The 26,175-nt window shown below is 60.3% G+C and carries 24 protein-coding genes and 1 other RNA gene; 20 read left to right on the top strand and 5 right to left on the bottom strand.

Translation table 11 applies throughout. The features are described 5' to 3' along the window. Nucleotides 1-39: 39 nt before the first annotated feature. Both CKW14_RS17570 and CKW14_RS17565 read left to right on the top strand, forming a co-directional pair. Entirely contained in the window at nt 40-657 is a 618-nt protein-coding gene (locus CKW14_RS17570; RefSeq protein WP_007917025.1) for a glutathione S-transferase N-terminal domain-containing protein, read from the top strand. A gap of 16 nt (nt 658-673) precedes the next feature. Then, nucleotides 674-1,087 (top strand): ClpXP protease specificity-enhancing factor, encoded by a 414-nt coding sequence (locus CKW14_RS17565; RefSeq protein WP_007917024.1) that lies wholly within the window; start codon nt 674-676, stop codon nt 1,085-1,087. 51 nt (nt 1,088-1,138) lie between these two features. Here CKW14_RS17565 and CKW14_RS17560 read toward each other — a convergent pair whose 3' ends face one another. The 4 genes from CKW14_RS17560 to CKW14_RS17545 all read right to left on the bottom strand — a co-directional run bounded on the left by CKW14_RS17560 (nt 1,139) and on the right by CKW14_RS17545 (nt 4,585). After that, nucleotides 1,139-1,717 (bottom strand): BON domain-containing protein, encoded by a 579-nt coding sequence (locus CKW14_RS17560; RefSeq protein ID WP_007917023.1) that lies wholly within the window; start codon nt 1,715-1,717, stop codon nt 1,139-1,141. Beyond that, the gene (locus CKW14_RS17555) at nt 1,714-2,307 is read right to left on the bottom strand and encodes a phosphoheptose isomerase (RefSeq protein WP_007917022.1); all 594 of its coding nucleotides are present in this window, start codon (nt 2,305-2,307) and stop codon (nt 1,714-1,716) included. The genes CKW14_RS17560 and CKW14_RS17555 overlap by 4 nt, the downstream gene beginning before the upstream one ends. 104 nt (nt 2,308-2,411) lie before the next feature. Next, a complete protein-coding gene (locus CKW14_RS17550; RefSeq protein WP_095050647.1) occupies nt 2,412-2,774 on the bottom strand; it encodes a YraN family protein in 363 nt (120 codons plus the stop codon). Beyond that, a complete protein-coding gene (locus CKW14_RS17545) occupies nt 2,774-4,585 on the bottom strand; it encodes a penicillin-binding protein activator (RefSeq protein ID WP_095050648.1) in 1,812 nt (603 codons plus the stop codon). Before CKW14_RS17545 ends, CKW14_RS17550 begins: the two co-directional genes overlap by 1 nt. 177 nt (nt 4,586-4,762) lie before the next feature. Here CKW14_RS17545 and rsmI point away from each other — a divergent pair, with 177 nt between their 5' ends. From rsmI to lpxC, 18 genes are all read left to right on the top strand, one after another. Continuing rightward, nucleotides 4,763-5,668, top strand: a complete 906-nt coding sequence (gene rsmI / locus CKW14_RS17540) for a 16S rRNA (cytidine(1402)-2'-O)-methyltransferase (protein ID WP_093430688.1) — start codon at nt 4,763-4,765, stop codon at nt 5,666-5,668. 73 nt (nt 5,669-5,741) lie between these two features. Beyond that, nucleotides 5,742-6,095, top strand: an RNA gene (rnpB, locus tag CKW14_RS17535) — RNase P RNA component class A. Nucleotides 6,096-6,497: 402 nt separating this feature from the next. Continuing rightward, nucleotides 6,498-6,953 carry a division/cell wall cluster transcriptional repressor MraZ gene (gene mraZ, locus CKW14_RS17530; protein ID WP_007917012.1) on the top strand — a complete coding sequence of 152 codons (456 nt, stop codon included), beginning with the start codon at nt 6,498-6,500 and terminating at the stop codon, nt 6,951-6,953. After that, nucleotides 6,950-7,897 (top strand): 16S rRNA (cytosine(1402)-N(4))-methyltransferase RsmH, encoded by a 948-nt coding sequence (rsmH, locus tag CKW14_RS17525; protein ID WP_371748248.1) that lies wholly within the window; start codon nt 6,950-6,952, stop codon nt 7,895-7,897. Before mraZ ends, rsmH begins: the two co-directional genes overlap by 4 nt. Continuing rightward, the gene (gene ftsL / locus CKW14_RS17520) at nt 7,894-8,187 is read left to right on the top strand and encodes a cell division protein FtsL (RefSeq protein ID WP_007917008.1); all 294 of its coding nucleotides are present in this window, start codon (nt 7,894-7,896) and stop codon (nt 8,185-8,187) included. The genes rsmH and ftsL overlap by 4 nt, the downstream gene beginning before the upstream one ends. After that, nucleotides 8,187-9,926 carry a penicillin-binding protein 2 gene (locus CKW14_RS17515; RefSeq protein ID WP_176471303.1) on the top strand — a complete coding sequence of 580 codons (1,740 nt, stop codon included), beginning with the start codon at nt 8,187-8,189 and terminating at the stop codon, nt 9,924-9,926. The genes ftsL and CKW14_RS17515 overlap by 1 nt, the downstream gene beginning before the upstream one ends. Then, complete coding sequence (locus tag CKW14_RS17510; protein ID WP_095050650.1) at nt 9,926-11,389, top strand: UDP-N-acetylmuramoyl-L-alanyl-D-glutamate--2,6-diaminopimelate ligase; 1,464 nt, start codon at nt 9,926-9,928, stop codon at nt 11,387-11,389. Before CKW14_RS17515 ends, CKW14_RS17510 begins: the two co-directional genes overlap by 1 nt. Further along, a complete protein-coding gene (gene murF, locus CKW14_RS17505; RefSeq protein WP_095050651.1) occupies nt 11,382-12,749 on the top strand; it encodes a UDP-N-acetylmuramoyl-tripeptide--D-alanyl-D-alanine ligase in 1,368 nt (455 codons plus the stop codon). The genes CKW14_RS17510 and murF overlap by 8 nt, the downstream gene beginning before the upstream one ends. Further along, nucleotides 12,749-13,831: a phospho-N-acetylmuramoyl-pentapeptide-transferase gene (gene mraY, locus CKW14_RS17500; RefSeq protein ID WP_007917000.1), complete on the top strand. Its 1,083-nt coding sequence runs from the start codon at nt 12,749-12,751 to the stop codon at nt 13,829-13,831. Before murF ends, mraY begins: the two co-directional genes overlap by 1 nt. A 5-nt stretch (nt 13,832-13,836) precedes the next feature. Next, on the top strand, nt 13,837-15,183 hold the full coding sequence (murD, locus tag CKW14_RS17495) for a UDP-N-acetylmuramoyl-L-alanine--D-glutamate ligase (protein WP_095050652.1): 1,347 nt from the start codon (nt 13,837-13,839) through the stop codon (nt 15,181-15,183). Then, nucleotides 15,180-16,397 carry a putative lipid II flippase FtsW gene (gene ftsW / locus CKW14_RS17490; protein ID WP_016987575.1) on the top strand — a complete coding sequence of 406 codons (1,218 nt, stop codon included), beginning with the start codon at nt 15,180-15,182 and terminating at the stop codon, nt 16,395-16,397. Before murD ends, ftsW begins: the two co-directional genes overlap by 4 nt. Then, the gene (gene murG / locus CKW14_RS17485) at nt 16,387-17,457 is read left to right on the top strand and encodes an undecaprenyldiphospho-muramoylpentapeptide beta-N-acetylglucosaminyltransferase (protein ID WP_007916994.1); all 1,071 of its coding nucleotides are present in this window, start codon (nt 16,387-16,389) and stop codon (nt 17,455-17,457) included. The genes ftsW and murG overlap by 11 nt, the downstream gene beginning before the upstream one ends. Further along, nucleotides 17,450-18,910, top strand: coding sequence for a UDP-N-acetylmuramate--L-alanine ligase (gene murC, locus CKW14_RS17480; protein WP_095050653.1), 1,461 nt, complete (start codon nt 17,450-17,452; stop codon nt 18,908-18,910). Before murG ends, murC begins: the two co-directional genes overlap by 8 nt. Continuing rightward, nucleotides 18,907-19,866 carry a D-alanine--D-alanine ligase gene (locus tag CKW14_RS17475; protein ID WP_093430684.1) on the top strand — a complete coding sequence of 320 codons (960 nt, stop codon included), beginning with the start codon at nt 18,907-18,909 and terminating at the stop codon, nt 19,864-19,866. The genes murC and CKW14_RS17475 overlap by 4 nt, the downstream gene beginning before the upstream one ends. Nucleotides 19,867-19,870: 4 nt before the next feature. After that, entirely contained in the window at nt 19,871-20,737 is an 867-nt protein-coding gene (locus CKW14_RS17470) for a cell division protein FtsQ/DivIB (RefSeq protein ID WP_053123632.1), read from the top strand. Between the two features lie 15 nt (nt 20,738-20,752). Beyond that, complete coding sequence (gene ftsA / locus CKW14_RS17465; RefSeq protein ID WP_007916987.1) at nt 20,753-22,012, top strand: cell division protein FtsA; 1,260 nt, start codon at nt 20,753-20,755, stop codon at nt 22,010-22,012. A 68-nt stretch (nt 22,013-22,080) separates the two neighbouring features. Then, nucleotides 22,081-23,277: a cell division protein FtsZ gene (gene ftsZ / locus CKW14_RS17460; protein ID WP_007916986.1), complete on the top strand. Its 1,197-nt coding sequence runs from the start codon at nt 22,081-22,083 to the stop codon at nt 23,275-23,277. A 112-nt stretch (nt 23,278-23,389) separates the two neighbouring features. Then, nucleotides 23,390-24,301 (top strand): UDP-3-O-acyl-N-acetylglucosamine deacetylase, encoded by a 912-nt coding sequence (gene lpxC / locus CKW14_RS17455; RefSeq protein WP_007916984.1) that lies wholly within the window; start codon nt 23,390-23,392, stop codon nt 24,299-24,301. Nucleotides 24,302-24,449: 148 nt separating this feature from the next. On the opposite strand, the gene CKW14_RS17450 is transcribed toward lpxC, so the two are convergent. Continuing rightward, a complete protein-coding gene (locus CKW14_RS17450; protein ID WP_095125773.1) occupies nt 24,450-25,955 on the bottom strand; it encodes a sensor domain-containing diguanylate cyclase in 1,506 nt (501 codons plus the stop codon). Between the last annotated feature and the right edge of the window lie 220 nt (nt 25,956-26,175).

Below are 26,175 nucleotides of genomic sequence, written 5' to 3'. Positions count from 1 at the left end.
TTCCGGTTCCGACAAATTCAACAAGCGAGGAGGATCGCCATGGGCGTGACCAATCGGTTGGCCTGTTACTCCGACCCCGCCGACCACTATTCCCACCGAGTGCGCATTGTGCTTGCAGAGAAGGGTGTCAGCGCCGAGATCATTTATGTGGAAGCTGGTCGCCAGCCGCCTAAACTGATTGAGGTAAACCCTTACGGCAGTCTGCCGACGCTGGTCGATCGTGACCTGGCGTTGTGGGAGTCGACCGTGGTGATGGAATATCTGGATGAGCGTTACCCGCACCCGCCGTTGATGCCGGTTTATCCGGTGGCGCGTGCCAACAGCCGTTTGCTGATTCATCGAATTCAGCGCGACTGGTGTGGTCTGGTGGATCTTATTCTGGATCCCAAGTCCAAGGAGGCTGCGCGTGTCGTGGCGCGCAAGGAATTGCGTGAAAGCCTGACGGGCGTGTCGCCGCTGTTTGCCGACAAGCCGTTTTTCCTCAGTGAGGAACAAAGTCTGGTGGATTGCTGCCTATTGCCAATACTCTGGCGTTTGCCGATTCTGGGTATTGAACTGCCGCGGCCAGCCAAGCCGCTGCTTGATTATATGGAGCGCTCGTTTGCGCGTGAGGCATTCCAGGCGAGTCTGTCTGGTGTCGAACGCGATATGCGCTAAGGCTTAAGGAGCCGCTATGAACTCCAGTCGACCTTATCTGGTCCGCGCGCTCTACGAGTGGATTGTTGATAACGATTGCACCCCGCACATGCTGGTCAATTCCGAGTACCCGGCAGTGCAGGTGCCGCAGGGTTTCGCCAGCGACGGGCAGATTGTCCTGAACATCTCGCCGAGTGCTGTGCGTCATCTGCACATGGACAACGACGTGGTGACCTTCGAAGGTCGCTTCGGTGGCGTCCCGCACAGTCTGTACGTGCCGATCAGCGCGATCCTGGGGATCTACGCCCGGGAGAATGGTCAGGGCATGGTGTTCGATCTCGAGTCGCCAATGGATGACGAAGAAGAGATCGAGTCGGATGACGACTTGCCGCCACCGGACAGTGAACCGCCGCGCCCTAGCGGCCGGCCAAGCCTGAAAGTGGTGAAGTAATAAAAAAGGCGATCCAGATGGATCGCCTTTTTTATTACATGGGGTTGTGCGTCAGTCGATGTATTCGAACAGCTTGACGATCTTCTGCACGCCGGAAACGCCCTGAACCAGATTAGTTGCCTGAGTGGCTTCCTGTTTGGTCAGCAGGCCCAGCAGATAGACGATGCCGTTTTCGGTCACGACCTTGATGCGTGAGCCAGGAATGCTGGCGTCGGTAAGCATCTGCGTCTTGATCTTGGAGGTCAGCCAGGTGTCATTCTGGCGAGCCAGGAAGCCGGACGGCGGTATGACCTGCAGTTCGTTATGAACAGTTTTTACCCGTTGCACGGCGGCTGCCGCTTGCTCGGCTTTGGCTTTCAAATCTGCGCGAGGCGTTTGACCGGCCAGCAAGACAACACCGTTGAAACTGGTGACGACGATATGCGAGTCGTTGTCCAGTGCCGGGTCGGCCTTGGCCACATTCACACCGACTTTGGTTTCGATCAACGAGTCATCGATCTTGCTACCGAAGGTGCGCGTGCCACGGTCGTCGTCGATCGGTGCTTCACGGCTGGCGTTCACCACTGAGGTGCAGCCACTGATGCCGAGGCACAGGGTCAAGGCCAGAAGGCCAAGGCGATTAGGGGTCATTCTTCACTCCCGAACAGTTGGCTGTCGATCAGATCGCAGAGGCAATGGATCGCCAGCAAGTGGACTTCTTGAATACGTGCAGTGACATTGGCCGGTACGCGAATCTCGACGTCCTCGGGCAGCAGCAGTGACGCCATGCCGCCACCATCGCGTCCGGTCATAGCTACGACAATCATTTCGCGATCATGTGCGGCCTGGATCGCTTGAATAATGTTCGCCGAGTTGCCGCTGGTCGAAATCGCCAGCAGGACATCGCCTGGCTGACCGAGCGCGCGGATCTGTTTGGAGAACACTTCGTTGTAGCTGTAGTCGTTGGCGATCGAGGTGATCGTCGAGGTGTCGGTGGTCAGGGCGATGGCCGGCAGGCTCGGGCGCTCGCGTTCAAAGCGGTTGAGCAGCTCGGAAGAGAAATGCTGGGCATCGCCGGCCGAGCCGCCATTGCCGCAAGAAAGCATTTTGCCTTCGTTGAGCAGGGCATTGACCATGATCTGGCTGGCTTGCTCGATGTGCGGTGCAAGTACGTCCATCGCCTGTTGCTTGGTGTCGATACTGGCCTGGAAAAGCTGGCGAATTCGGGATTGCATGTCCATCTGTGTGACCTTAAGTAGCGCGGCTGTCCGGCACATGAATGTGCAGCCCGCAAAGCAAAGAGCAAAATTTGTCGGTGGGATTGTCCGGGTCGCAACGCCGGCGATCAACTGTCGAAAGCATTCTGCAACCAGTTCAGCTGACTCGGATGGCTGTCGATGGCCACCACGTCGAAGCGGCAAGGGGAATTGGCCCAGCGCGATTCGCGCTGAAGAAAATACTGTGCAGCGAAAATCAGTTTCTGCTGCTTGCGCTCATCGATGCTAGCGAGCGCGCCACCCCATTGAGTGTTTTTTCTGTAGCGAACTTCAACGAATACTACTGTATCGCCATCAAGCATGACCAGATCAAGCTCGCCGCGTTTGCATAACCAGTTCTGCGCCAGCAGGCGCAGACCTTGTTGTTGCAGATGCTCGAGCGCCTGGCGCTCGGCATCCTTGCCGCTTTGCGAGCGTGACCTGTCAGGCATCAGCGCGGGGTGTCCGGCAGGCGCTGCACCTGGCCGCTGACGAACTGTGCCCAGGGCAACTGGCGCACAACGCGTTGGGTCTGGGTCATGCCGAGGCTGCCCGACTCACCGTCGATGCGGCTGTCTGGCAGGGCCTTGAGTTGACCCAGGCGCGGAGCCAGGCGATAGGCATCCACACCCATCGCGTACAGGCGACCGAGGCTGCCGGCGGCTTGCGGCCACTGCGCAACCACTTGCTGACGCAGTGGGTCGCTGGTGTCCAACAGCCATGGGGTTTCGCAGAAGCGAATGCCGTTCATGTCGTTGTACTGGTTGACGTCGCCACTGGCGCTGTAAACGTGCGACGTCGCGTACACCGGAACGTCACCAGCGTACTGGAAGTTCAGGGTTGGCTTGATCTGCTGCGCCTGTTGCGGGGTCGCGGCGAGGAAGATGAATTCGATGTCCTGACGACGCGAAGGCTGCGCGGCTACGTTGGTGCCGGCGGCATTCTGCAGGCTCTTGGCGCGGGCTTCGCTTTGACGCAGCTGGAACATGTCGGCGATCTGCTGGGCCAGTTGCACAGGCTGATCAACCCGTTCAGTGGCGACGATGCTGCCACCGTTGGCCTGCCAGTCCTGGCTGAAAGCACGCAGTACACGGTCGCCCCATTCGCCTTTCGGCACCATGATCGCGGCGCGGTGCAGGCCATCGGCACGGGCGCGGCGCGATACTTCGCGGGCTTCGTCTTCAGCCGCCAGGCCAAACTGGAACAATTGCGCCGGGCCTTGATCACCTTCGCTGTAGTTCAGCGCGAGGGTGGTGATCGGCAGTTGCGGGCGAGTGCTCAACTGTTTGACCAGTGGTTTTTCCAGCGGGCCAACGACCAGTTGCACGCCGTCAGCCTGAGCCTTGCGGTAGAACTCGTCCATCGAAGTCAGCTTGGAACTGTCGTAGAACTCGATCGCTGGCGGCTTTTGCCCGGCCTGTTGAGCCTGGTAGTGCGCAGCCATGAAACCTTCACGCAGTGCCTTGCCGACAGCGGCCAACTGGCCGTCCTGTGGCAGCAGCAGGGCGATCTTGCTCAGGGGCTGGCTGGCCAGTTCCTTGAGTTTGGTCAGTGGCAACGGCAGGTTGATGGCGGCCGGATGCTTTGGATTTTGCGCGCGCCAGGTGTCGATCGCCGCTTGCTGCTGTTCCAGGGTGCCAGCGGATTTCACTGCCATGGCCAGCCCCATCCAGCCGCCGAGGTCGTCGGTGCTGTTCGGTTGCAGTTGATCAGTTGGCAGCGAGCCGATCAGGGTCCAGATCGCTTCGTGGTTCTTGCTCGCGGCGTCGCCTTGCAGCATCGGCGCGATGAACACGCGCTCGCGGGCAGCGGCCAGGGTCTGGCCATCGGCCTCAAGGGCGCGGGCATGTACGGTGCCGGTGCGCACTTGCTGCTCTTCAGGCATCTCGCCCAAGTGCTGCAGGCTTGGATGGCTCAGGGCAGTCAGCGCGGCTTTCGGCTGATTGCGGGTCATGGCCAGTTCAGCATTCAGCGTGCTGGCGAAAATCTGCTGGCCTGGCTTGAGTTGCTCCATTGGCACTTGTTGAAGGATCTGCGCGGACTGTCCGGCGTTACCCTGACGGTAAGCCAGATCCGCAGCGCTCAGGCGCAGCAGGGCGGCTTTTTCCGGGGTTTTCGCCTGGCTAGCCTGTTCGAGCAGTTGCTCGATGCTGGCATCCGGGGTCCGTGGAAGTTCGCCAAGGCTGGAGGAAGGGGAGCTGGCGCAAGCCGCCAACAAGGCAGCGAGGCAGAGGGCAGTGAACAGCCGCAGGCAAGCGATCATGTAAGTGTTCCTGATACTCGATCAAATTAGCGTCGAATTGTACCCAAGCACTGGCCGGGGCGCGATGTTACTGGCGTGAATCGGACGATTTAGCTGAAGTAAATGTTGCAGTGCTGCATAACCACGGACAAAACCGTGGTGGCTCGAAGCGCGTCGCAAGCCTCGTGTCGCGCTACAATGGCCGCTTTTACCGATCACGAGGTGTGCGCTTTGACTGCTCCAGGTTCCCTGAATTCCGCTGCTGGCTCGCTTTATGTGGTGGCGACGCCCATCGGCAACCTGGACGACATCAGCGCCCGGGCCCTGAAGATCCTCCGCGAAGTGGCCTTGATCGCTGCCGAAGACACTCGTCACTCGGCGCGCCTGATGCAGCACTTCGGGATCGGCACGCCGCTGGCCGCGTGTCATGAACACAATGAACGAGATGAAGGTAGCCGCTTTATTACCCGCTTGCTGGCGGGTGATAACGTCGCGTTGATTTCCGATGCGGGAACGCCGCTGATTTCCGATCCGGGGTATCACCTGGTGCGTCAGGCCCGCGCGGCCGGGATCAATGTCGTGCCAGTGCCGGGCGCCTGTGCCCTTATCGCTGCGCTGTCGGCGGCCGGTCTGCCGTCTGACCGTTTCATCTTCGAAGGTTTTCTGCCGGCCAAGTCGGTCGGACGCAAGGCGCGACTGGAAGCGGTTAAAGAAGAGCCGCGTACGTTGATTTTCTACGAGGCCCCGCACCGCATTCTTGAATGTCTGCAGGATATGGAAGCCGTGTTTGGCGGTGAGCGCCAGGCATTGCTCGCCCGCGAGATCACCAAGACCTTCGAAACGCTCAAAGGTCTGCCATTGGCAGAGTTGCGCGCGTTCGTCGAATCCGATAGCAATCAGCAGCGTGGCGAATGCGTAGTGCTGGTGGCGGGCTGGACGGCACCGGAGTCCGAGGATGCCGTCAGCAGCGAGGCGATGCGTATTCTTGATCTGTTGCTCGAAGAGATGCCGCTCAAGCGTGCCGCCGCGTTGGCAGCACAAATCACTGGCGAGCGCAAAAACGTGCTGTATCAGGTCGCGCTGGAGAAACAGAAAGGCGTGTAGGCCGTCACCCATAGCGGTCTTGAGGCTTTTAGCGCTTGTTCTTCGGGCGCTCTGCCGTTAACCTTCGCGGCGGAGAGTCGATCGGACAGTCGCTGCCCTCTATGAAAATTAGGGGGGGGAGGAAAGTCCGGGCTCCATAGGGCGAAGTGCCAGGTAATGCCTGGGAGGCGTGAGCCTACGGAAAGTGCCACAGAAAATAACCGCCTAAGCGCTTCGGCGCCGGTAAGGGTGAAAAGGTGCGGTAAGAGCGCACCGCACGTCTGGCAACAGTTCGTGGCTAGGTAAACCCCACTTGGAGCAAGACCAAATAGGGTCTCAAGGCGTGGCCCGCGCTGGGACCGGGTAGGTTGCTAAAGATGTCCAGTGATGGCCATCGTAGACGAATGACTGTTCAAGACAGAACCCGGCTTACAGATCGACTCTCCACCTTTTTCTTTCCCTGCTTGAATCATTGGCAACAGGGCTGTGTAATATCAGCAGGCCTGCTCTGAAAGTCCGGCAGCGGCAAACGCAGTAATAGCCATTTCCCACCTTGCTTCAATCAACAGCAGAAGCGCTTTTGTAATACCGAAAAAATCTTACTCTTAACAAATTACTTTAACTTTCGAGCGCAGCTTTCAGTGCTGCATCAAGTTATTGGTCAAAAGTATCCGTCAGATTCTCGTTGCACCTCCTTTTATGCTCCTAAATCTCCGTTCTGTAAGGGTTTTCCTTTAATCCGCGCCTTGACGGTGTGGTGGGCGCATTCCTATAGTGTGCGCAAGTGGCGGAAAGTGGCATGAAGTGGGTTTTTTGAGCTCAAAACGATAAAAATTGGAGAAACGCAGACGTGTTTCGCGGAGCTAACGCTATCAGTCTCGATGCAAAGGGCCGTCTCGCCATGCCGAGCCGGTACCGTGACGAGCTCGATTCGCGTAGTTCTGGCCAATTGATCGTGACCATTGATGCCGTTGATCCGTGTTTGTGTGTCTATCCGCTCGACGAGTGGGAAATTATTGAAACCAAGTTGCGCGCGCTTCCTTCGCTTCGCGAAGAAAACCGTCGCCTGCAACGTTTGCTGATTGGTAATGCCGTCGACCTCGAACTCGATGGCAGCGGTCGTTTTCTGGTTCCACCGCGTCTGCGCGAATACGCCAAGCTCGATAAGCGCGCGATGCTGGTAGGCCAACTGAACAAGTTCCAATTGTGGGACGAGGATGCATGGAACGCGGTATCTGCCGCTGACCTTGCTGCTATTCAACAACCGGGCGCGATGCCTGATGAACTGCGTGATTTGATCCTGTGACTATTGATAGCGGCTTTAACCACATCACCGTACTGCTTGACGAAGCCGTCGAGGCTCTCGCCGTACGTCCTGATGGCTGCTATCTGGACGGCACGTTCGGGCGCGGCGGACACAGCCGGCTGATCCTCAGCCAGCTCGGCACGGACGGTCGGCTCATCGGGTTCGACAAAGATCCACAAGCGATTGCCACCGGGCAAACGCTAGCGGCCGAAGACGGCCGCTTTGTCGTTGTGCAGCGCAGCTTTGCCGAACTGGGTTCGGTGGTTGCCGAGCAAGGTCTGGCCGGCAAGGTCAGCGGCATTCTGCTCGACCTCGGCGTGTCTTCGCCGCAGCTCGACGACGCTGAGCGCGGCTTCAGTTTCCTCAACGACGGCCCGCTGGACATGCGCATGGATCCGTCCCGCGGCATCAGCGCTGCCGAATTCGTCAACACCGCGCCGGCTGAGGAAATCGCCCGGGTGTTCAAGGAATACGGCGAAGAACGTTTCTCCGGTCGCATGGCCCGCGCGGTCGCCGAGCGTCGCGATATCAAACCGTTCGAGCGCACTGCCGATCTGGCCGAAGTATTGAAAGTCGCCAACCCGGCATGGGAAAAGGGCAAGAACCCGGCCACCCGTGCATTCCAGGGTTTGCGCATTCACGTCAACAACGAACTGGGTGATCTGGAAGCCGGCCTCGAAGCCGCACTGGATGCTCTGGAAATTGGCGGCCGTCTGGTGGTGATCAGCTTCCACTCGCTGGAAGACCGCATCGTCAAATTGTTCATGCGCAAGCTGGTGAAAGGCGAAGCCGACAACCTGCCGCGCAACCTGCCGGTTCGCCATGTCGCGTTCGAACCGAAAATCAAAGTCCATGGCAAAGCGCAGACGGCCTCCGACGCCGAACTCAAAGCCAACCCACGTTCCCGTAGCGCCGTCATGCGCGTCGCGGAGAAGCTGCGGTGAGCAAGCTTTTCGCCAAGCCACTGCCCGGCGGCAGCTTTCTGATGCTGCTGCTGTTTATCGGCGTGCTCGTCTCGGCCATCGCCGTGTCGTACAGCGCGCACTGGAACCGGCAGTTGCTCAACACCCTTTATAACGAACTCAGCGTGCGTGATAAGGCGCAGGCCGAGTGGGGGCGTTTGATTCTTGAGCAAAGCACCTGGACCGCGCACAGCCGGATCGAAGTGCTGGCTACCGAGCAACTGAAAATGCACATTCCTGGCGCGGCTGACGTGAAGATGGTGGCGCCATGATGAAACTCGAAGGCGCACTGTTCCCATGGCGCTTCCGCCTGATGGTGGCGCTGCTCGGCATCATGGTCGCGGCGATCTGCTGGCGCATCATCGACCTGCAAGTGGTTGACCGTGACTTCCTCAAAGGTCAGGGCGACGCGCGCAGTCTGCGTCACATTCCGATTCCGGCTCACCGTGGTCTGATCACCGACCGTAACGGCGAGCCTTTGGCTGTAAGTACCCCCGTGACCACGCTGTGGGCCAACGCCAAGGAAATGCAAACCGCTAAAGAGAAGTGGCCGGCACTTGCCGCCGCGCTGGGTCAGGATCCCAAAGCCCTGACCGAGCGCCTTGAAGCCCAGGCCAACAAAGAATTCATTTATCTGGTGCGCGGGCTGACCCCCGAGCAAGGCCAGGCTGTGCTCGATCTGAAAGTCCCAGGCGTCTACGGCATCGAAGAATTCCGCCGGTTCTACCCGGCCGGTGAAGTCACCGCGCACATGGTCGGTTTTACCGACATCGATGACCACGGTCGTGAAGGTGTCGAGCTGGCTTATGACGAATGGCTCGCCGGGGTGCCGGGCAAACGACAAGTCATCAAGGATCGGCGCGGTCGGCTGATCAAGGATGTTCAGGTCACCAAAAACGCCAAGGCCGGCAAGCCCTTGGCGTTGTCCATTGACCTGCGTCTGCAATATCTGGCCAACCGCGAACTGCGCAACGCGATCATCGAGAACGGCGCCAAGGCCGGCAGCCTGGTGATCATGGACGTCAAGACCGGCGAGATTCTCGCCATGGTCAACCAGCCGACCTACAACCCGAACAACCGCCGCAATCTGCAACCGGCCATGATGCGTAACCGCGCGATGATCGACGTGTTCGAACCGGGTTCGACCATGAAAGCCATCTCGATGGCCGCTGCAATCGAAACCGGGCGCTGGAAACCGAGCGACACCGTCGAGGTGTATCCGGGCTCCCTGCAGATCGGCAAATACACGATCAAGGACGTTTCCAAGAGCGAAGGTCCGGTGCTCGACTTGACCGGTATCCTGATCAATTCCAGTAACGTCGGCATGAGTAAGGTCGCGTTCGATATCGGCGGTGAAACGATTTTCCGCCTCGCGCAGAAAGTCGGTCTCGGCCAGGACACCGGCCTCGGCTTCCCGGGCGAACGTGTCGGTAACCTGCCGAACTACCGCGATTGGCGCAAGGCTGAAACTGCGACCCTGTCCTACGGCTACGGTATTTCCGTGACCGCGATTCAGTTGGTGCACGCGTTCTCGGCGCTGGCCAACAACGGTCGTCTCGCGCCGTTGACCCTGATCAAAACCGACAAGCCGCCGCAGACCACGCAAGTGCTGCCGGAAGCCGTGGCGAAAACCTTGCAAGGCATGCTCACCCAGGTGATCGAAGCGCCGCGCGGCGTGTTCCGTGCGCAGGTGCCGGCGTATCACGTAGCGGGCAAGTCGGGTACCGCGCGCAAGACCTCGGTGGGCACCAAAGGCTACGCGGAAAACTCTTACCGCTCGCTGTTCGCCGGTTTCGGCCCGATGAGCGATCCGCGTTACGCCATCGTTGTCGTGATCGATGAGCCAAGCAAGGCCGGTTACTTCGGTGGTCTGGTTTCCGCGCCGGTGTTCAGCCGTGTGATGTCCGGCACCCTGCGCCTGATGAACGTAACGCCGGACAACTTGCCGACGACACAGCAGGCCAACGCCACCCCGGTCATACCGCTGAAAGCCAATGGAGGGCGCGGCTGATGTCATTAAGTCTGAACAAGATATTCCCCCACGCCGGCCACGATCTGTTGATCCGTGAACTGGCGCTGGACAGCCGCAACGTGCGCGCGGGCGATTTGTTCCTCGCCGTGCCGGGCGGCAAATTCGATGGCCGTGCGCACATCGCCGATGCCTTGCAGCGTGGCGCTGCGGCTGTAGCCTATGAAGTGGAAGGCGCCACCGTTCTGCCGATCACTGACGTGCCGCTGATTCCGGTCAAAGGCCTGGCAGCGCAGCTGTCGGACATCGCCGGGCGTTTTTACGGTGAGCCAAGTCATCACCTGAACCTGATTGGCGTGACCGGCACCAATGGTAAAACCAGCGTGACCCAATTGGTCGCGCAGGCGCTGGATTTGCTCGGCCAGCATTGCGGCATCGTCGGGACCTTGGGTTCCGGCTTCTATGGCGCACTGCAAAGCGGTCTGCACACCACGCCGAATCCGATCGCGGTGCAAGCGACCTTGGGCGACCTGAAAAAGGCCGGCGCCAAAGCCGTGGCCATGGAAGTGTCGTCCCACGGTCTGGATCAGGGCCGCGTGACGGCGCTGGCGTTCGACGTCGCGGTGATGACCAACCTGTCCCGCGATCATCTGGATTATCACGGCACTATGGAGGCGTACGCCGAGGCCAAGGCCAAGCTGTTCGCCTGGAATGATCTGAAGTGCCGCGTGGTCAACCTCGACGACGATTTCGGCCGGCAACTGGCCGCGGAAAAACGTGAATCGCGCTTGATCACCTACAGCCTGCTCGACAGCAGCGCTTACCTGTTCTGCCGCGAAGCGCAGTTCGACGATCACGGCGTGCGCGCCACACTGGTCACGCCGCAGGGTGAACATCATCTGCGTAGCACCCTGCTCGGTCGTTTCAATCTGAGCAACGTACTGGCAGCGGTCGGTGCCTTGCTCGGTCTGGATTACGCGCTCGACGAAATTCTCAAAGTACTGCCGAAACTCGAGGGCCCGGCCGGTCGCATGCAGCGCCTGGGTGGCGGCACGCAGCCGTTGGTGGTGGTCGATTACGCCCACACCCCGGATGCACTGGAGAAAGTACTGACCGCGCTGCGCCCGCACGTCAAAGGTCAACTGCTGTGCCTGTTCGGCTGCGGCGGTGACCGTGATCGCGGCAAGCGTCCGTTGATGGCCGAAGTGGTCGAGCGTCTGGCCGATCAGGTGCTGGTCACCGACGACAACCCGCGCACTGAAGATCCGGCAGTGATTTTCGATGACATCCGCGCCGGTTTCACTGCTGTGGATAAAGTCACCTTCGTCGCCGGCCGTGGTCAGGCGATTGCACAACTGATTGCCGGCGCCTCGGCCGATGACGTGATTGTTCTGGCCGGTAAAGGTCACGAGGACTATCAGGAAATCAACGGCGAGCGCCATGCCTTCTCTGATCTGGTCGAGGCTGATCACGCCCTGACCGCGTGGGAGGTGGCCCATGCTTAAGGCCCTCAAACTCAGCGAACTGACCAACGCGCTCGACGCACGTTTGATCGCCGCCGATGCCAGTTTCGACGGCGTCAGCATCGACAGCCGTGCGATTCAGCCGGGTCAACTGTTTATTGCGTTGACCGGCCCGCGTTTCGACGGTCATGACTACTTGAACGATGTCGCCGCCAAAGGCGCCGTCGCTGCACTGGTCGAACGTGAAGTTGCCGACAGCACGCTGCCGCAACTGCTGGTCAAAGACACCCGTCAGGCCCTCGGCCAATTGGGTGCGCTGAACCGTGCTGCATTCACCCAGCCAGTCGCTGCCATCACTGGCTCCAGCGGCAAGACCACGGTCAAGGAAATGCTCGCGAGCATCCTGCGCACGCGCGGTCCGGTATTGGCGACCCGTGGCAATCTGAACAACGACCTCGGCGCGCCGCTGACCCTGCTCGAATTGGCCCCGGAACACACTTCGGCGGTGATCGAACTGGGCGCCTCGCGTCTCGGCGAAATCGCTTACACCGTTGGCTTGACCAAGCCTCACGTGGCGATCCTCAACAATGCCGGCACCGCGCACGTTGGTGAGTTTGGCGGCCCGGAAAAAATCGTCGAAGCCAAAGGCGAAATCATCGACGGGCTGGCGGCCGACGGCGTCGCCGTGCTCAACCTCGATGACAAAGCCTTCGGCATCTGGAAGACCCGTGCGGGCGTGCGCAAAGTGCTGACCTTCGCCCTGAGCAACACTCAGGCTGACTTCTACGCCAGCGACCTGACCACTGATGCCCGTGGTTGCCCGGCCTTCAATCTGCACACACCTGAAGGTGTCGAGCACGTTCAACTGAACCTGCTCGGCACCCATAACGTCGCCAATTCCATGGCTGCCGCCGCTGCCGCTCACGCCTTGGGCGTGTCGCTGTTCGGCATCGCCACCGGGCTTGGCGCCGTGCAACCGGTCAAGGGTCGCACCGTCGCGCAACTGGCGAAAAACGGTATGCGCGTGATCGATGACACTTACAACGCAAACCCCACCTCGATGTGCGCGGCCGTTGATATACTCGCCGGCTTTTCCGGCCGCACCGTCCTGGTGCTCGGAGATATCGGCGAGTTGGGCGATTGGGCGGAGCAGGGGCACCGCGACGTGGGCGAGTACGCCCGGGGCAAGGTTTCCGCGCTTTATGCCGTTGGGCCAAACATGGTTCACGCCGTAAACGCTTTCGGTGAACAGGCCTATCACTTCGGCAGCCAAGCCGAACTGATTCAGGCCCTCGACGCCGAGCAGGACACAAACACCACCATTTTGATCAAGGGTTCGCGCAGTGCAGCGATGGAAAACATCGTTGCGGCTCTGTGCGGGCCCAGTCTGGAGAAACATTAATGCTGCTGCTGCTAGCGGAGTATCTGCAACAGTTCTACAAAGGCTTCGCGGTCTTTCAGTACCTGACCCTGCGCGGGATTCTCGGTGTACTGACCGCGCTGGTTTTGTCGCTGTGCTATGGCCCGTGGATGATCCGCACCCTGCAGAACCGTCAGATCGGTCAATCCGTGCGTAACGACGGCCCGCAATCGCACCTGTCCAAGTCGGGCACCCCGACCATGGGCGGCGCGCTGATTCTGTCTTCGATCGGCGTCAGCACCCTGCTTTGGGCTGACCTGAGCAACCGCTACGTCTGGACTGTTTTGCTGGTGACTCTGCTGTTCGGCGCCATCGGTTGGGTCGACGATTACCGCAAAGTCATCGAGAAGAACTCCCGTGGTCTGCCGAGCCGCTGGAAGTATTTCTGGCAGTCGGTGTTCGGCCTCGGCGCGGCGATCTTCCTTTATATGACCGCCTCCACCCCGGTGGAAACCACGCTGATCCTGCCGATGCTCAAGGACTACAGCATTCCGCTGGGCCTCGGTTTCATCGTGCTGACTTACTTCGTGATCGTCGGTTCGAGCAACGCAGTCAACCTGACTGACGGCCTCGACGGTCTGGCGATCATGCCAACCGTGATGGTCGGCGGTGGCCTCGGCATCTTTTGCTACCTGTCGGGTAACGTGAAATTCGCTGAGTACCTGCTGATCCCTTACGTGCCGGGCGCGGGTGAACTGATCGTGTTCTGCGGTGCGCTGATCGGTGCCGGCCTCGGCTTTCTCTGGTTTAACACCTATCCGGCGCAAGTGTTCATGGGCGACGTCGGTGCACTGGCACTCGGCGCGGCACTGGGCACCATCGCGGTGATCGTCCGTCAGGAAATCGTCCTGTTCATCATGGGCGGTGTGTTCGTGATGGAAACCCTGTCAGTCGTCATTCAGGTTGCGTCCTTTAAGCTGACCGGTCGCCGTGTGTTCCGCATGGCACCGATTCACCACCATTTTGAACTCAAGGGCTGGCCCGAGCCGCGCGTGATCGTCCGTTTCTGGATCATCACCGTGATTCTCGTGCTGATCGGCCTTGCCACCCTGAAGCTGAGGTAGAACGAGTGTCTCTGATCGCTTCTGACCACTTCCGCATCGTTGTCGGCCTCGGCAAGAGCGGCATGTCCCTGGTTCGCTTCCTGGCGAACCGGGGCACGTCGTTTGCCGTCGCCGATACGCGGGAAAATCCACCGGAACTGGCCACGCTCAAGCGTGACTATCCGCACGTGGAAGTGCGTTGTGGCGAGCTGGACGTCGAATTCCTCTGCCGTGCCGACGAGCTCTACGTGAGCCCCGGCCTGGCGTTGGCGACCCCGGCCCTGCAAGCCGCTGCGGCCCGTGGCGTGAAACTGTCCGGCGACATCGAGCTGTTCGCGCGTAACGCGCGGGCGCCGATCGTGGCCATCAGCGGTTCCAACGCGAAAAGCACCGTCACCACCCTGGTCGGCGAAATGGCGGCTGCGGCCGGCAAGCGCGTTGCCGTCGGTGGCAACCTCGGCACCCCGGCGCTGGACCTGCTCAGCGACGACGTCGAGCTGTACGTCATGGAACTGTCGAGCTTCCAGCTGGAAACCACCGACCAGCTCAATGCCGAAGTGGCCACCGTGCTGAACATCAGCGAAGACCACATGGATCGCTACAGCGGTCTGCCGGCGTACCACCTGGCCAAGCACCGGATCTTCCGTGGCGCGAAGCAGTTCGTGGTCAATCGCCAGGATGCGCTGAGCCGTCCGTTGATGGGCGAGGGTCAGCCATGCTGGACCTTCGGCCTGACCAAACCGGATTTCAAGGCATTCGGTATCCGCGAAGAAGATGGCGAGAAGTATCTGGCCTTCGAATTCCAGAACCTGATGCCGGTGCGTGAGCTGAAAATTCGCGGCGCACACAACCAGTCCAACGCCCTCGCGGCGCTGGCGCTCGGTCATGCCGTGGGCTTGCCGTTCGAGGCCATGCTCTCGGCGCTGCGCAACTTCGCCGGTCTCGAACACCGTTGCCAGTGGGTGCGTGATCTCGACGGCGTGGCGTATTACAACGATTCGAAAGCCACCAACGTCGGCGCCGCTCTGGCCGCCATCGAAGGCTTGGGCGCGGATATCGACGGCAAGGTCATCCTGATCGCCGGTGGCGATGGCAAGGGTGCCGAATTCAACGATCTGCGTGATCCGGTAGCGGTCAACTGCCGTGCCGTGATCCTGATGGGCCGCGACTCCGACAAGATCGGTGAAGCCATCGGTGATGCCGTGCCACTGATTCGCGCGACCTCGCTGGTTGACGCCGTCGCGCAATGCCGCGCCGCCGCCCAACCGGGTGACGTGGTGCTGCTGTCGCCGGCCTGCGCCAGTTTCGACATGTTCAAGAACTATGAAGACCGTGGTCACCAGTTCGTCCGCGCTGTGGAGGAACTGGCATGAGTCTGTTCAATATCATCAAGCCGTACCCGTCGCCGATTATTACCGGGCGCGGCATCGACCTCGATTTTCCGATGCTCGCCGGTTGCCTGGCTTTGCTCGGTCTCGGTTTGATCATGATCGCTTCGGCGTCCACTGAGGTGGCAGCCGCGCAGTCGGGCAGTCCGCTGTATTACATGATTCGCCACCTTATTTATGTGGTGCTGGGCCTGGGCGCCTGCATCGTCACCATGATGATTCCGATCGCCACCTGGCAACGCCTCGGCTGGTTGATGCTGATCGGTGCGTTCGGCTTGCTGGTGATGGTGATCATTCCCGGCATCGGTCGCGAAGTGAACGGTTCGATGCGCTGGATCGGTTTCAGCTTCTTCAACGTGCAGCCGTCCGAGATCGCCAAAGTGTTCGTGGTGATCTACCTCGCCGGTTATCTGGTGCGGCGTCAGAAGGAAGTGCGCGAGAGCTGGATGGGCTTCTTCAAGCCGTTCATCGTGCTGCTGCCGATGGCCGGCCTGCTGCTGATGGAGCCAGACTTCGGCGCCACCGTGGTGATGATGGGCGCTGCGGCGGCGATGCTCTTTCTCGGCGGGGTCGGACTGTTCCGTTTCTCGCTGATGGTGGTGTTGGCGGTCGGAGCGGTGGTCTTGCTGATTCAAATGCAGCCGTATCGTATGGCGCGTCTGACCAACTTCGCTGACCCGTGGGCCGACCAGTTCGGCGCCGGCTACCAATTGTCCCAAGCGCTGATCGCGTTCGGTCGTGGCGAATGGCTGGGTGTGGGCCTGGGCAACAGCGTGCAGAAGCAGTTCTACCTGCCGGAAGCGCACACCGACTTCGTGTTCTCGGTATTGGCTGAAGAACTCGGCGCGGTGGGTTCGCTGTGCACCGTGGCGCTGTTCGTGTTCGTGTGTATTCGTGGCATGTACATCGGCTTGTGGGCGGAGAAAGCCAAGCAGTTCTTTGCCGCTTATGTGGCCTACGGCCTGTCGTTCCTGTGGATTGGTCAGTTCCTGATCAACATCGGAGTGAACGTCGGCCTGCTGCCAACCAAAGGTCTGACCTTGCCGTTCCTCAGTTATGGCGGCAGCTCGTTGGTGATCTGCTGTGCCTGCCTCGGTTTGTTATTGAGGATTGAGTGGGAGAGTCGAACCCACCTGGGCAGTGAAGAGATGGAATTCCATGAGAGCGACTTCGCCGAGGAGCCGAATCATGGGCGCTAACGTATTGATCATGGCCGGCGGAACCGGCGGCCACGTGTTCCCGGCGCTGGCCTGTGCTCGCGAGTTTCAGGCGCGCGGCTACACCGTGCACTGGCTCGGCACGCCACGCGGAATTGAAAACGAACTGGTGCCCGCGGCAGGTCTTGAACTGCACCGCATCAACGCCACAGGCCTGCGCGGCAAGGGCAAGCTGTCGCTGCTCAAGGCGCCGTTCATGCTGCTGAAATCGGTATGGCAGGCGCGGGCAATCATTCGTCGCTTGAAGCCGGTGTGTGTGGTCGGCTTCGGTGGTTATGTGACTGGCCCGGGTGGCCTCGCCGCGAAACTGGCCGGCGTGCCGGTGATCGTTCACGAGCAGAACGCCGTGGCCGGCACCGCCAATCGGTTGCTGGTGCCGTTCGCCGCTCGGGTGTGTGAAGCGTTCCCCGACACCTTTACTCTGTCGGACACCCGCCGTACCACCGGCAACCCGGTGCGCAGCGAGCTGTTCCTCGACACATCGCGACCTGCTCTGGCCGGCCGCAAAGCGCGTTTGCTGATCCTTGGCGGAAGCCTGGGCGCAGAACCGTTGAACAAATTGCTGCCTGAAGCCCTGGCCCAAGTCGCTGCCGATTTGCGCCCGGAAGTGTTTCATCAGGCCGGCAAAAACCACGATGAAGTGACTGCAGAGCGCTACCGCGCCGCCGGCGTGGAAGCGCAGGTGCAGCCGTTCATCAAAGACATGGCCCAGGCCTATGGCTGGGCTGACCTGGTGGTGTGCCGCGCAGGCGCGTTGACCATCAGTGAGCTGGCTGCCGCCGGTCTGCCCTCGATGCTGGTGCCTTTGCCCCACGCGATCGACGATCACCAGACCCGCAACGCCGATTATTTGGCCCGTGAAGGCGCTGCCTTCCTGATGCCACAAAGAACGACTGGTGCCGCGGACCTTGCCGCGCGCCTGACAGAGGTCTTGATGCAACCGCAACGACTCGAAGATATGGCCCAAGCGGCCCGCCGTCTGGCGAAACCCGATGCCACCCGTAGCGTGGTCGATACCTGTCTGGAGGTGGCACATGGTTGAGAATCAGAAAGCCATGCCACAACCGGAAATGCGCCGCATCCGTCGCATCCACTTCGTCGGCATCGGCGGCGTGGGCATGTGCGGCATCGCCGAAGTGTTGTTGAACCTGGGCTACCAAGTGTCCGGTTCCGACCTGAAAGCTTCGCCGGTGACCGAGCGTCTGGAGTCGTTCGGCGCGCAGATTTTCATCGGCCACCGTGCCGAGAACGCCGCTGCTGCCGATGTGCTGGTGGTGTCGAGCGCGGTAAATACCTCGAACCCGGAAGTGGCGAACGCGCTTGAGCGTCGTATCCCGGTGGTGCCGCGTGCAGAAATGCTCGCCGAGCTGATGCGCTATCGCCACGGCATCGCCGTCGCCGGTACCCACGGCAAAACCACCACCACCAGCCTGATCGCTTCGGTGTTCGCGGCCGGAGGCCTGGACCCGACGTTCGTTATCGGTGGTCGTCTGAATGCGGCGGGCACCAATGCCCAGCTCGGCACCAGCCGGTACCTGATCGCCGAAGCCGATGAAAGCGATGCGAGTTTTCTGCACCTGCAACCGCTGGTGGCCGTGGTTACCAACATCGACGCCGACCACATGGCGACCTACGACGGTGACTTCAACAAGCTGAAGAAAACCTTCGTCGAGTTCCTGCACAACCTGCCGTTCTACGGTTTGGCGGTCATGTGCCTGGACGATCCGGTGGTGCGTGAAATCCTGCCGCTGGTGAAACGTCCGACCGTGACTTACGGCTTCAGTGAAGACGCTGACGTGCGCGCGATCAATATTCGCCAGCAAGGCATGCAGACCTTCTTCACCGTGCTGCGCCCGGATCGCGAGCCGCTGGACGTGTCGGTGAACATGCCCGGCAACCACAACGTACTCAACTCGCTGGCAACCATCTGTATTGCCACCGACGAAGGCGTCAGCGATGAAGCCATCGTCCAGGGCCTGTCGGGCTTCCAGGGCGTTGGTCGACGCTTCCAGGTTTACGGCGAACTGCCAGTGGACGGGGGCAACGTGATGCTGGTCGACGATTACGGTCACCACCCGACCGAAGTCGCCGCAGTGATCAAAGCCGTGCGCGGTGGCTGGCCGGAGCGCCGTCTGGTGATGGTTTACCAGCCGCACCGTTATAGCCGCACCCGTGACCTGTACGACGATTTCGTCAATGTACTGGCCGACGCCAACGTGCTGCTGCTGATGGAAGTCTATCCGGCCGGCGAAGAGCCGATCCCGGGCGCCGACAGCCGCAAGCTGTGCAACAGCATCCGTCAGCGCGGTCAGCTCGACCCGATCTACATCGAGCGTGGCGTCGATCTGGCGCCGCTGGTCAAGCCGCTGCTGCGTGCCGGCGACATCCTGCTGTGCCAGGGCGCCGGTGATATCGGCGGTCTCGCGCCGAAGCTGTTGAAAAGTGAATTGTTCGCTGGCGCCGTGGCGGCGCCGGTCGAGGGGAAGTTGAAATGACTGCTGCCTACGCCAAGCTGTTTTCCACTATCGCGCCGAAAGACTTCGGCCGTGTCGCCGTGCTCTTCGGTGGCCTGAGTGCCGAGCGTGAGGTGTCGCTGAAATCCGGTAACGCCGTACTCGACGCGCTGCAAAGCGCTGGCGTGGACGCGTTCGGCATCGACGTTGGCGAAGACATTCTGCAACGGCTGCTCAGCGAAAAGATCGACCGCGCCTTCATCATTCTTCACGGCCGTGGCGGTGAAGACGGCTCCATGCAGGGCCTGCTCGAAGTGGCGGGCATTCCGTACACCGGCAGCGGCATTCTCGCTTCGGCACTGGCGATGGACAAACTGCGCACCAAGCAGGTCTGGCACAGCCTCGGGATTCCGACGCCGCGTCACGCCGTGCTGTGCAGCGAAGCCGATTGTATTTCGGCGGCGACGGAACTGGGCTTCCCTTTGATCGTCAAACCGGCGCATGAAGGTTCAAGTATCGGGATGGCCAAAGTGAGTTCTGCGTCCGAGTTGATCGACGCATGGAAAGCGGCCAGTACCTACGATTCGCAAGTCTTGGTTGAGCAATGGATTCAAGGTCCGGAGTTCACCATCGCCACCCTGCGTGACCAGGTGTTGCCTCCGATTGCCCTGGGTACACCGCACACGTTCTACGACTACGACGCCAAGTACATCGCCAACGATACCCAGTACCGCATTCCGTGCGGGCTGGATGCCGCCAAGGAACAGGAACTCATGGATCTCACGGCCAAGGCCTGTGAGGCGCTGGGTATTGCCGGTTGGGGCAGGGCGGACGTGATGCAGGACGCCGACGGGCAGTTCTGGTTCCTGGAAGTGAACACCGCACCGGGCATGACCGATCACAGTCTGGTACCGATGGCGGCCCGTGCGGCTGGCCTGGATTTCCAGCAACTGGTTCTGGCCATTCTGGCCGCCAGTGTTGAAGACGCTCGAGGTTAAGACGATGCAAGGCGCTCAGCTCCGACATCAGCCTCCCGCACCCGGCCGCAAGCCGGTGCCACGGGGTGCCAGCCGAATGGTGGCGAAAGAGCCGATGTCCGCGCGCCTGCCGAAAGCCAATTTCGGCTTTCTGAAAAGTCTGTTCTGGCCAGTGCTGCTGGTGGTGCTGGGCTTTGGTACTTACGAAGGTGCAACGCGTTTGCTGCCGTACGCCGACCGGCCGATCACCAAGATCGCCGTGCAAGGCGACCTGAGCTACATCAGCCAGCAAGCGGTGCAGCAGCGGATCGCCCCGTACGTGGCGTCGAGCTTCTTCACCATCGACCTGGCCGGTATGCGCACCGAGCTTGAGCAGATGCCGTGGATTGCCCACGCCGAAGTACGTCGGGTGTGGCCGGACCAGGTGGTGATCCGCCTCGAAGAGCAGCTGCCGGTGGCGCGTTGGGGGGATGAGTCATTGCTGAACAACCAGGGCCAGGCGTTTACGCCCAAGGAACTGGCGAACTACGAACATCTGCCACAGCTGTTCGGCCCACAACGGGCTCAGCAGCAAGTGATGCAGCAGTATCAGGTGCTGAGCCAGATGCTGCGGCCGTTGGGCTTCTCGATTGCACGCCTGGAACTGCGTGAACGCGGGAGTTGGTTCCTGACCACCGGTGCCGGCAGTTCTGGCCCCGGCATCGAGTTGCTGCTGGGACGCGGCAACCTGGTGGAAAAGATGCGCCGTTTTATCGCCATCTATGACAAGACGCTTAAAGACCAGATTACGAACATTGCGCGCATCGATCTGCGCTACGCCAACGGCCTCGCTGTTGGCTGGCGGGAACCAGTAGCGCCGACGACAGCCCAACCCGCTGTCGCGAAGAATTAAGAAGAGGCAGGACCCATGGCAAACGTGCAAAGCGGCAAAATGATCGTCGGTCTCGATATCGGCACCTCCAAGGTGGTGGCGCTGGTCGGCGAGGTTTCCGACGACGGCTCGCTGGAAATCGTCGGGATCGGTACCCATCCGTCCCGTGGCCTGAAGAAGGGCGTGGTGGTCAACATCGAGTCCACCGTGCAATCGATCCAGCGCGCGATCGAAGAAGCCCAACTGATGGCGGGCTGCCGCATTCACTCGGCGTTCGTCGGTGTGGCGGGCAATCACATCCGCAGCCTGAACTCCCACGGCATCGTCGCGATCCGCGATCGTGAAGTCAGCTCGGCCGACCTTGAGCGCGTGCTCGACGCTGCTCAGGCCGTGGCGATCCCGGCTGACCAGCGCGTGCTGCACACCCTGCCGCAGGATTACGTGATCGATAACCAGGAAGGCGTTCGCGAACCACTGGGCATGTCCGGCGTACGTCTGGAAGCCAAGGTTCACGTGGTCACCTGCGCCGTCAACGCCGCCCAGAACATTGAAAAATGCGTGCGTCGCTGCGGTCTGGAAATCGACGACATCATTCTTGAGCAACTGGCCTCGGCCTACTCGGTACTGACCGACGACGAGAAAGAACTGGGCGTGTGCCTGGTCGACATCGGCGGCGGCACCACTGACATCGCGATCTTCACCGAAGGCGCGATCCGCCACACCGCAGTGATCCCGATTGCCGGTGATCAGGTGACCAACGACATCGCCATGGCGTTGCGCACCCCGACCCAGTACGCCGAAGAAATCAAGATCCGCTACGCCTGCGCCCTGGCCAAGCTGGCCGGTGCCGGTGAAACCATCAAGGTGCCGAGCGTTGGCGACCGTCCACCACGCGAACTGTCGCGTCAGGCCCTGGCCGAAGTGGTCGAGCCGCGTTACGACGAACTGTTCACGCTGATTCAGGCCGAGCTGCGTCGCAGCGGCTACGAAGACCTGATCCCGGCGGGCATCGTCCTCACCGGCGGTACTTCGAAGATGGAAGGCGCCACTGAACTGGCCGAAGAAATCTTCCACATGCCGGTGCGCCTCGGCGTGCCGCATGGCGTGAAGGGCCTGGATGACGTGGTGCGCAACCCGATTTATTCCACTGGCGTTGGTTTGTTGATGTACGGCCTGCAAAAGCAGTCCGACGGGGTTTCGTTCTCCGGCATCGGCAGCCGCGACAGCTACAGCAACGAAGAGCCACAGGCGCCGTTGCTGGACCGATTGAAGAAGTGGGTTCAAGGCAACTTCTAAAGCTTTACCGCAACACCGCAACAAAAAAGCAGTAGGCGAAAAAACTAGAGAATGTAAGGAGAGGGAAAATGTTCGAACTCGTAGACAACATCCCCGCAAGCCCGGTAATCAAAGTTATCGGTGTTGGCGGTGGCGGCGGCAACGCTGTCAATCACATGGTCAAGAGCAACATCGAAGGCGTTGAATTCATCTGCGCCAACACTGATGCTCAAGCGCTGAAAAACATCGGTGCGCGTACCATTCTGCAACTGGGTACCGGCGTGACCAAAGGTCTGGGCGCTGGCGCCAACCCTGAAGTAGGTCGTCAGGCCGCTCTCGAAGACCGTGAGCGCATTGCCGAAGTCCTGCAGGGCACCAACATGGTGTTCATCACCACTGGCATGGGCGGCGGTACCGGTACCGGTGCTGCGCCGATCATCGCCGAAGTGGCCAAGGAAATGGGCATTCTGACCGTTGCTGTCGTAACGCGTCCGTTCCCGTTCGAAGGCCGCAAGCGTATGCAGATCGCCGATGAAGGCATCCGCATGCTCTCGGAAAGCGTCGACTCGTTGATCACCATTCCCAACGAGAAGCTGCTGACCATCCTCGGTAAAGACGCCAGCCTGCTGTCGGCTTTCGCCAAGGCTGACGATGTACTGGCCGGTGCCGTTCGCGGTATCTCCGACATCATCAAGCGTCCGGGTATGATCAACGTCGACTTCGCCGACGTACGTACCGTGATGAGCGAAATGGGCATGGCGATGATGGGCACTGGCTGCGCCAGCGGTCCGAACCGTGCACGTGAAGCCACCGAAGCGGCGATCCGCAACCCGCTGCTGGAAGACGTGAACCTGCAAGGCGCACGCGGCATCCTGGTGAACATCACCGCCGGTCCTGACCTGTCCCTGGGTGAGTACTCCGACGTGGGTAGCATCATCGAAGCCTTCGCTTCCGAACACGCGATGGTCAAGGTCGGTACCGTTATCGATCCGGACATGCGCGACGAACTGCACGTGACTGTGGTTGCCACTGGTCTGGGCGCGAAAATCGAGAAGCCTGTGAAGGTCATCGACAACACCGTTCACACCTCCATGGCTTCTGCCCAGGTACAACAACCGGCTGCGGCCCGTCAGGAAGCGCCAGCGGTCAACTACCGTGATCTGGATCGTCCGACCGTCATGCGCAACCAGGCTCAGGCCGGTGCTGCGGCTGCCGCGAAGATGAATCCGCAAGATGATCTGGACTACCTGGACATCCCGGCTTTCCTGCGTCGTCAGGCCGATTGATGGAATGTATCAGGGCTATGAAGGTGATTGGTGTTCAGCAAAGGCATGGTCTGCTATCATCGCCAGCCTTTGTTGATACCAGTTCGCAATTTGCGCTGAAGCGGCCCAAGCCATGATTAAACAACGCACACTGAAAAATATTATCCGTGCCACAGGTGTAGGCCTGCACTCCGGTGAGAAGGTCTATCTGACCCTCAAGCCTGCGCCTGTCGACACTGGCATTGTGTTTTGTCGCGCTGACCTCGACCCTGTGGTGCAGATTCCTGCCCGCGCGGAAAACGTCGGTGAAACCACTATGTCGACGACGCTGATTAACGGCGACGTGAAAGTGGACACGGTAGAGCACTTGCTCTCGGCCATGGCTGGCCTGGGCATCGATAACGCCTACGTCGAGCTCTCCGCGTCCGAAGTCCCGATCATGGATGGCAGCGCTGGACCCTTCGTATTCCTGATTCAATCGGCAGGCCTGGAAGAACAGGACGCCGCCAAGAAATTCATCCGCATCCTGCGTGAAGTGACAGTGGAAGACGGCGACAAGCGCGCCACTTTCGTCCCTTTCGAAGGGTTCAAGGTGAGCTTCGAGATCGATTTCGATCACCCGGTATTCCGGGACCGCACCCAAAGTGCAAGCGTGGATTTTTCCAGCACTTCGTTCGTAAAGGAAGTCAGCCGCGCCCGTACCTTTGGTTTCATGAGTGATATCGAGTACCTGCGCAAGCACAACCTCGCACTCGGCGGCAGCGTTGAAAACGCAATCGTGGTCGATGCCGATGGCGTACTGAACGAAGACGGCCTTCGCTATGAAGACGAATTCGTGAAGCACAAGATCCTCGATGCCATTGGCGACCTGTATCTGCTGGGTAACAGCCTGATTGGTGAGTTCAAGGGCTTCAAGTCCGGCCACGCACTGAACAACCAGCTGCTGCGCAAGTTGATTGAGCAGACAGACGCTTGGGAAGTGGTGACGTTCGAAGACGCCAGCACCGCACCAATCTCTTACATGCGCCCGGTTGCGGCGGTGTAAGTAAAAAACCTCTCTAGTTTTTTGAAGGCCATCCTCGGATGGCCTTTTTTTATGCCCTTTTAAAATCAAAAGATCGCAGCCTTCGGCAGCTCCTACAGGGTGATCGCATTCTCATGTAGGAGCTGCCGAAGGCTGCGATCTTTTGATCTTAATAGCTGACGACGCGGTTACGCCCACTTTCCTTGGCCTGATAAAGCGCCTTGTCCGCCGCAAACAACAACTGCTCCAGCGTCATCTCACTCGCCGCCGTCCAGCTCGCAATGCCGATACTCACGGTCATCGGCCGCTCGGCCCCGTCGACCAACGGCAACTGCTCCACCCCCTGACGAATATGCTCGGCTATCTGCTGTGCGCCATGGCCATCGGTCTCGGCGAGAATCACCGAAAACTCTTCACCTCCGTAGCGCGCCACCAGATCCGTCGGTCGCCGCACGTTTTCCGTGATGACCCTGGCCAGCGTCTTCAGCGCCAGGTCGCCGGCCTGATGTCCATGTCGATCATTGAAAGCCTTGAAGTGATCGGCATCGATCATCATCACCGACATCGGTTTGCCCGAGCGCTGGGCGCGGAACCACTCGTGACGCAGCGCCTGATCAAGCATCCGCCGATTGGCCACGCCCGTCAGCGCATCGGTAGCGGCCAGTTGGGCCAACTCGCGCTCGGCCCGTTGGCGCAGGCGCAACTCGCGGGCCAACAGCCAGGTCAGCCACAGCAAACCCATACACAACACGCCCGTGGCACCACTGATCAGCATCGCGGTGCGCCGCCAGGTGCCAAATACTTCATCGCTGGACAGCGCGACCATCACCGTCAGTGGCAGATTGCCGACCCGCGAATAGGTATAGAGGCGTTGTTGATGGTCCATGCTCGAGGTGCTGGTAAAACTGCCATTGCCATCCTTGTCTCCCAGAATACGCACGACATTCGGTCGGTTGCCGTAGCTCTTGCCGATGGAATCGCTTTGCAGATACGGCTTCTGCGCCAGCAGGACGCCGTCGTTGTTGATGATGTTCAACGTGCTGTCTTTGCCAATGTCGAGGCTGTTGAACAACTGATCGAAGTAATCGAGTTTCATCGACGCCACGGCTACCCCGGCGAACTCGCCGGTTTGCGAGGAAATCCGTCGACTGAAGCTGATTCGCCACTGATTGGCCTCCTCACAGTCGCAACGGGTCTTGAACGGGCGGCTGATGAACATGCCGACGTCGTGATTGAAAGCGTGGGCAAGGAAGTATTCGCGGTCGGCAAAGTTGCCCGGTTTTGGCTCGATCCGTGAGGAGTCGGCAATCACATCTCCGTGCTTGTCGAGGAGCAGTATGTCGCCCTTGAAGCGCGCGGTGGTCGAGCGGTCGAACAGCGCCAGATGGCGGATCTGCGGTGAGACATCTTGCAGGTCGTCGCGCTGGGCGGCGGCGATCAGGCCTTGCAGGGTCAAGTCGTACAACTCGACGGTGCGCAGGACATCGGCGTCGATCAGTTGCGCGATGGTGGTGGCACTGCGGGTAGCCGACTCCTGAGCGTTGGCGTGCTCGCGGATCAGGAGGAACGTGACGATGCACAGAATCGCGATCACGGTCAGCGAACTGCCGCAGATCAGCAGCAACTCGGGGCGTCCGGTCTTGCCCGCAACGGGTGGGGTACGGCTCGCGATCATGATTGGGCTGTCGGTTGGGGAGAAGTCTTATAAGCGTAGTAGGCCAAAAACCACAGCCGAAGCCAGAAACCATTTCCAATGTGGGAGCAGGCTCGCTTGTATGGTAGGACTTGAAGGGAGGAGGAGGGACAAGGCTCGATTCTGACTGTTGACGCAGCACAGACCGTGGGAGATTTCGCCCCTCCTCCTTTCACCCAAGCGCCGATAAAGAATGCATCTG

The organism is Pseudomonas sp. Irchel s3a12 (genome assembly GCF_900187485.1).
Classification (GTDB): domain Bacteria; phylum Pseudomonadota; class Gammaproteobacteria; order Pseudomonadales; family Pseudomonadaceae; genus Aquipseudomonas; species Aquipseudomonas neuropathica.
This window is presented reverse-complemented; position numbering and strand designations above follow the sequence as displayed.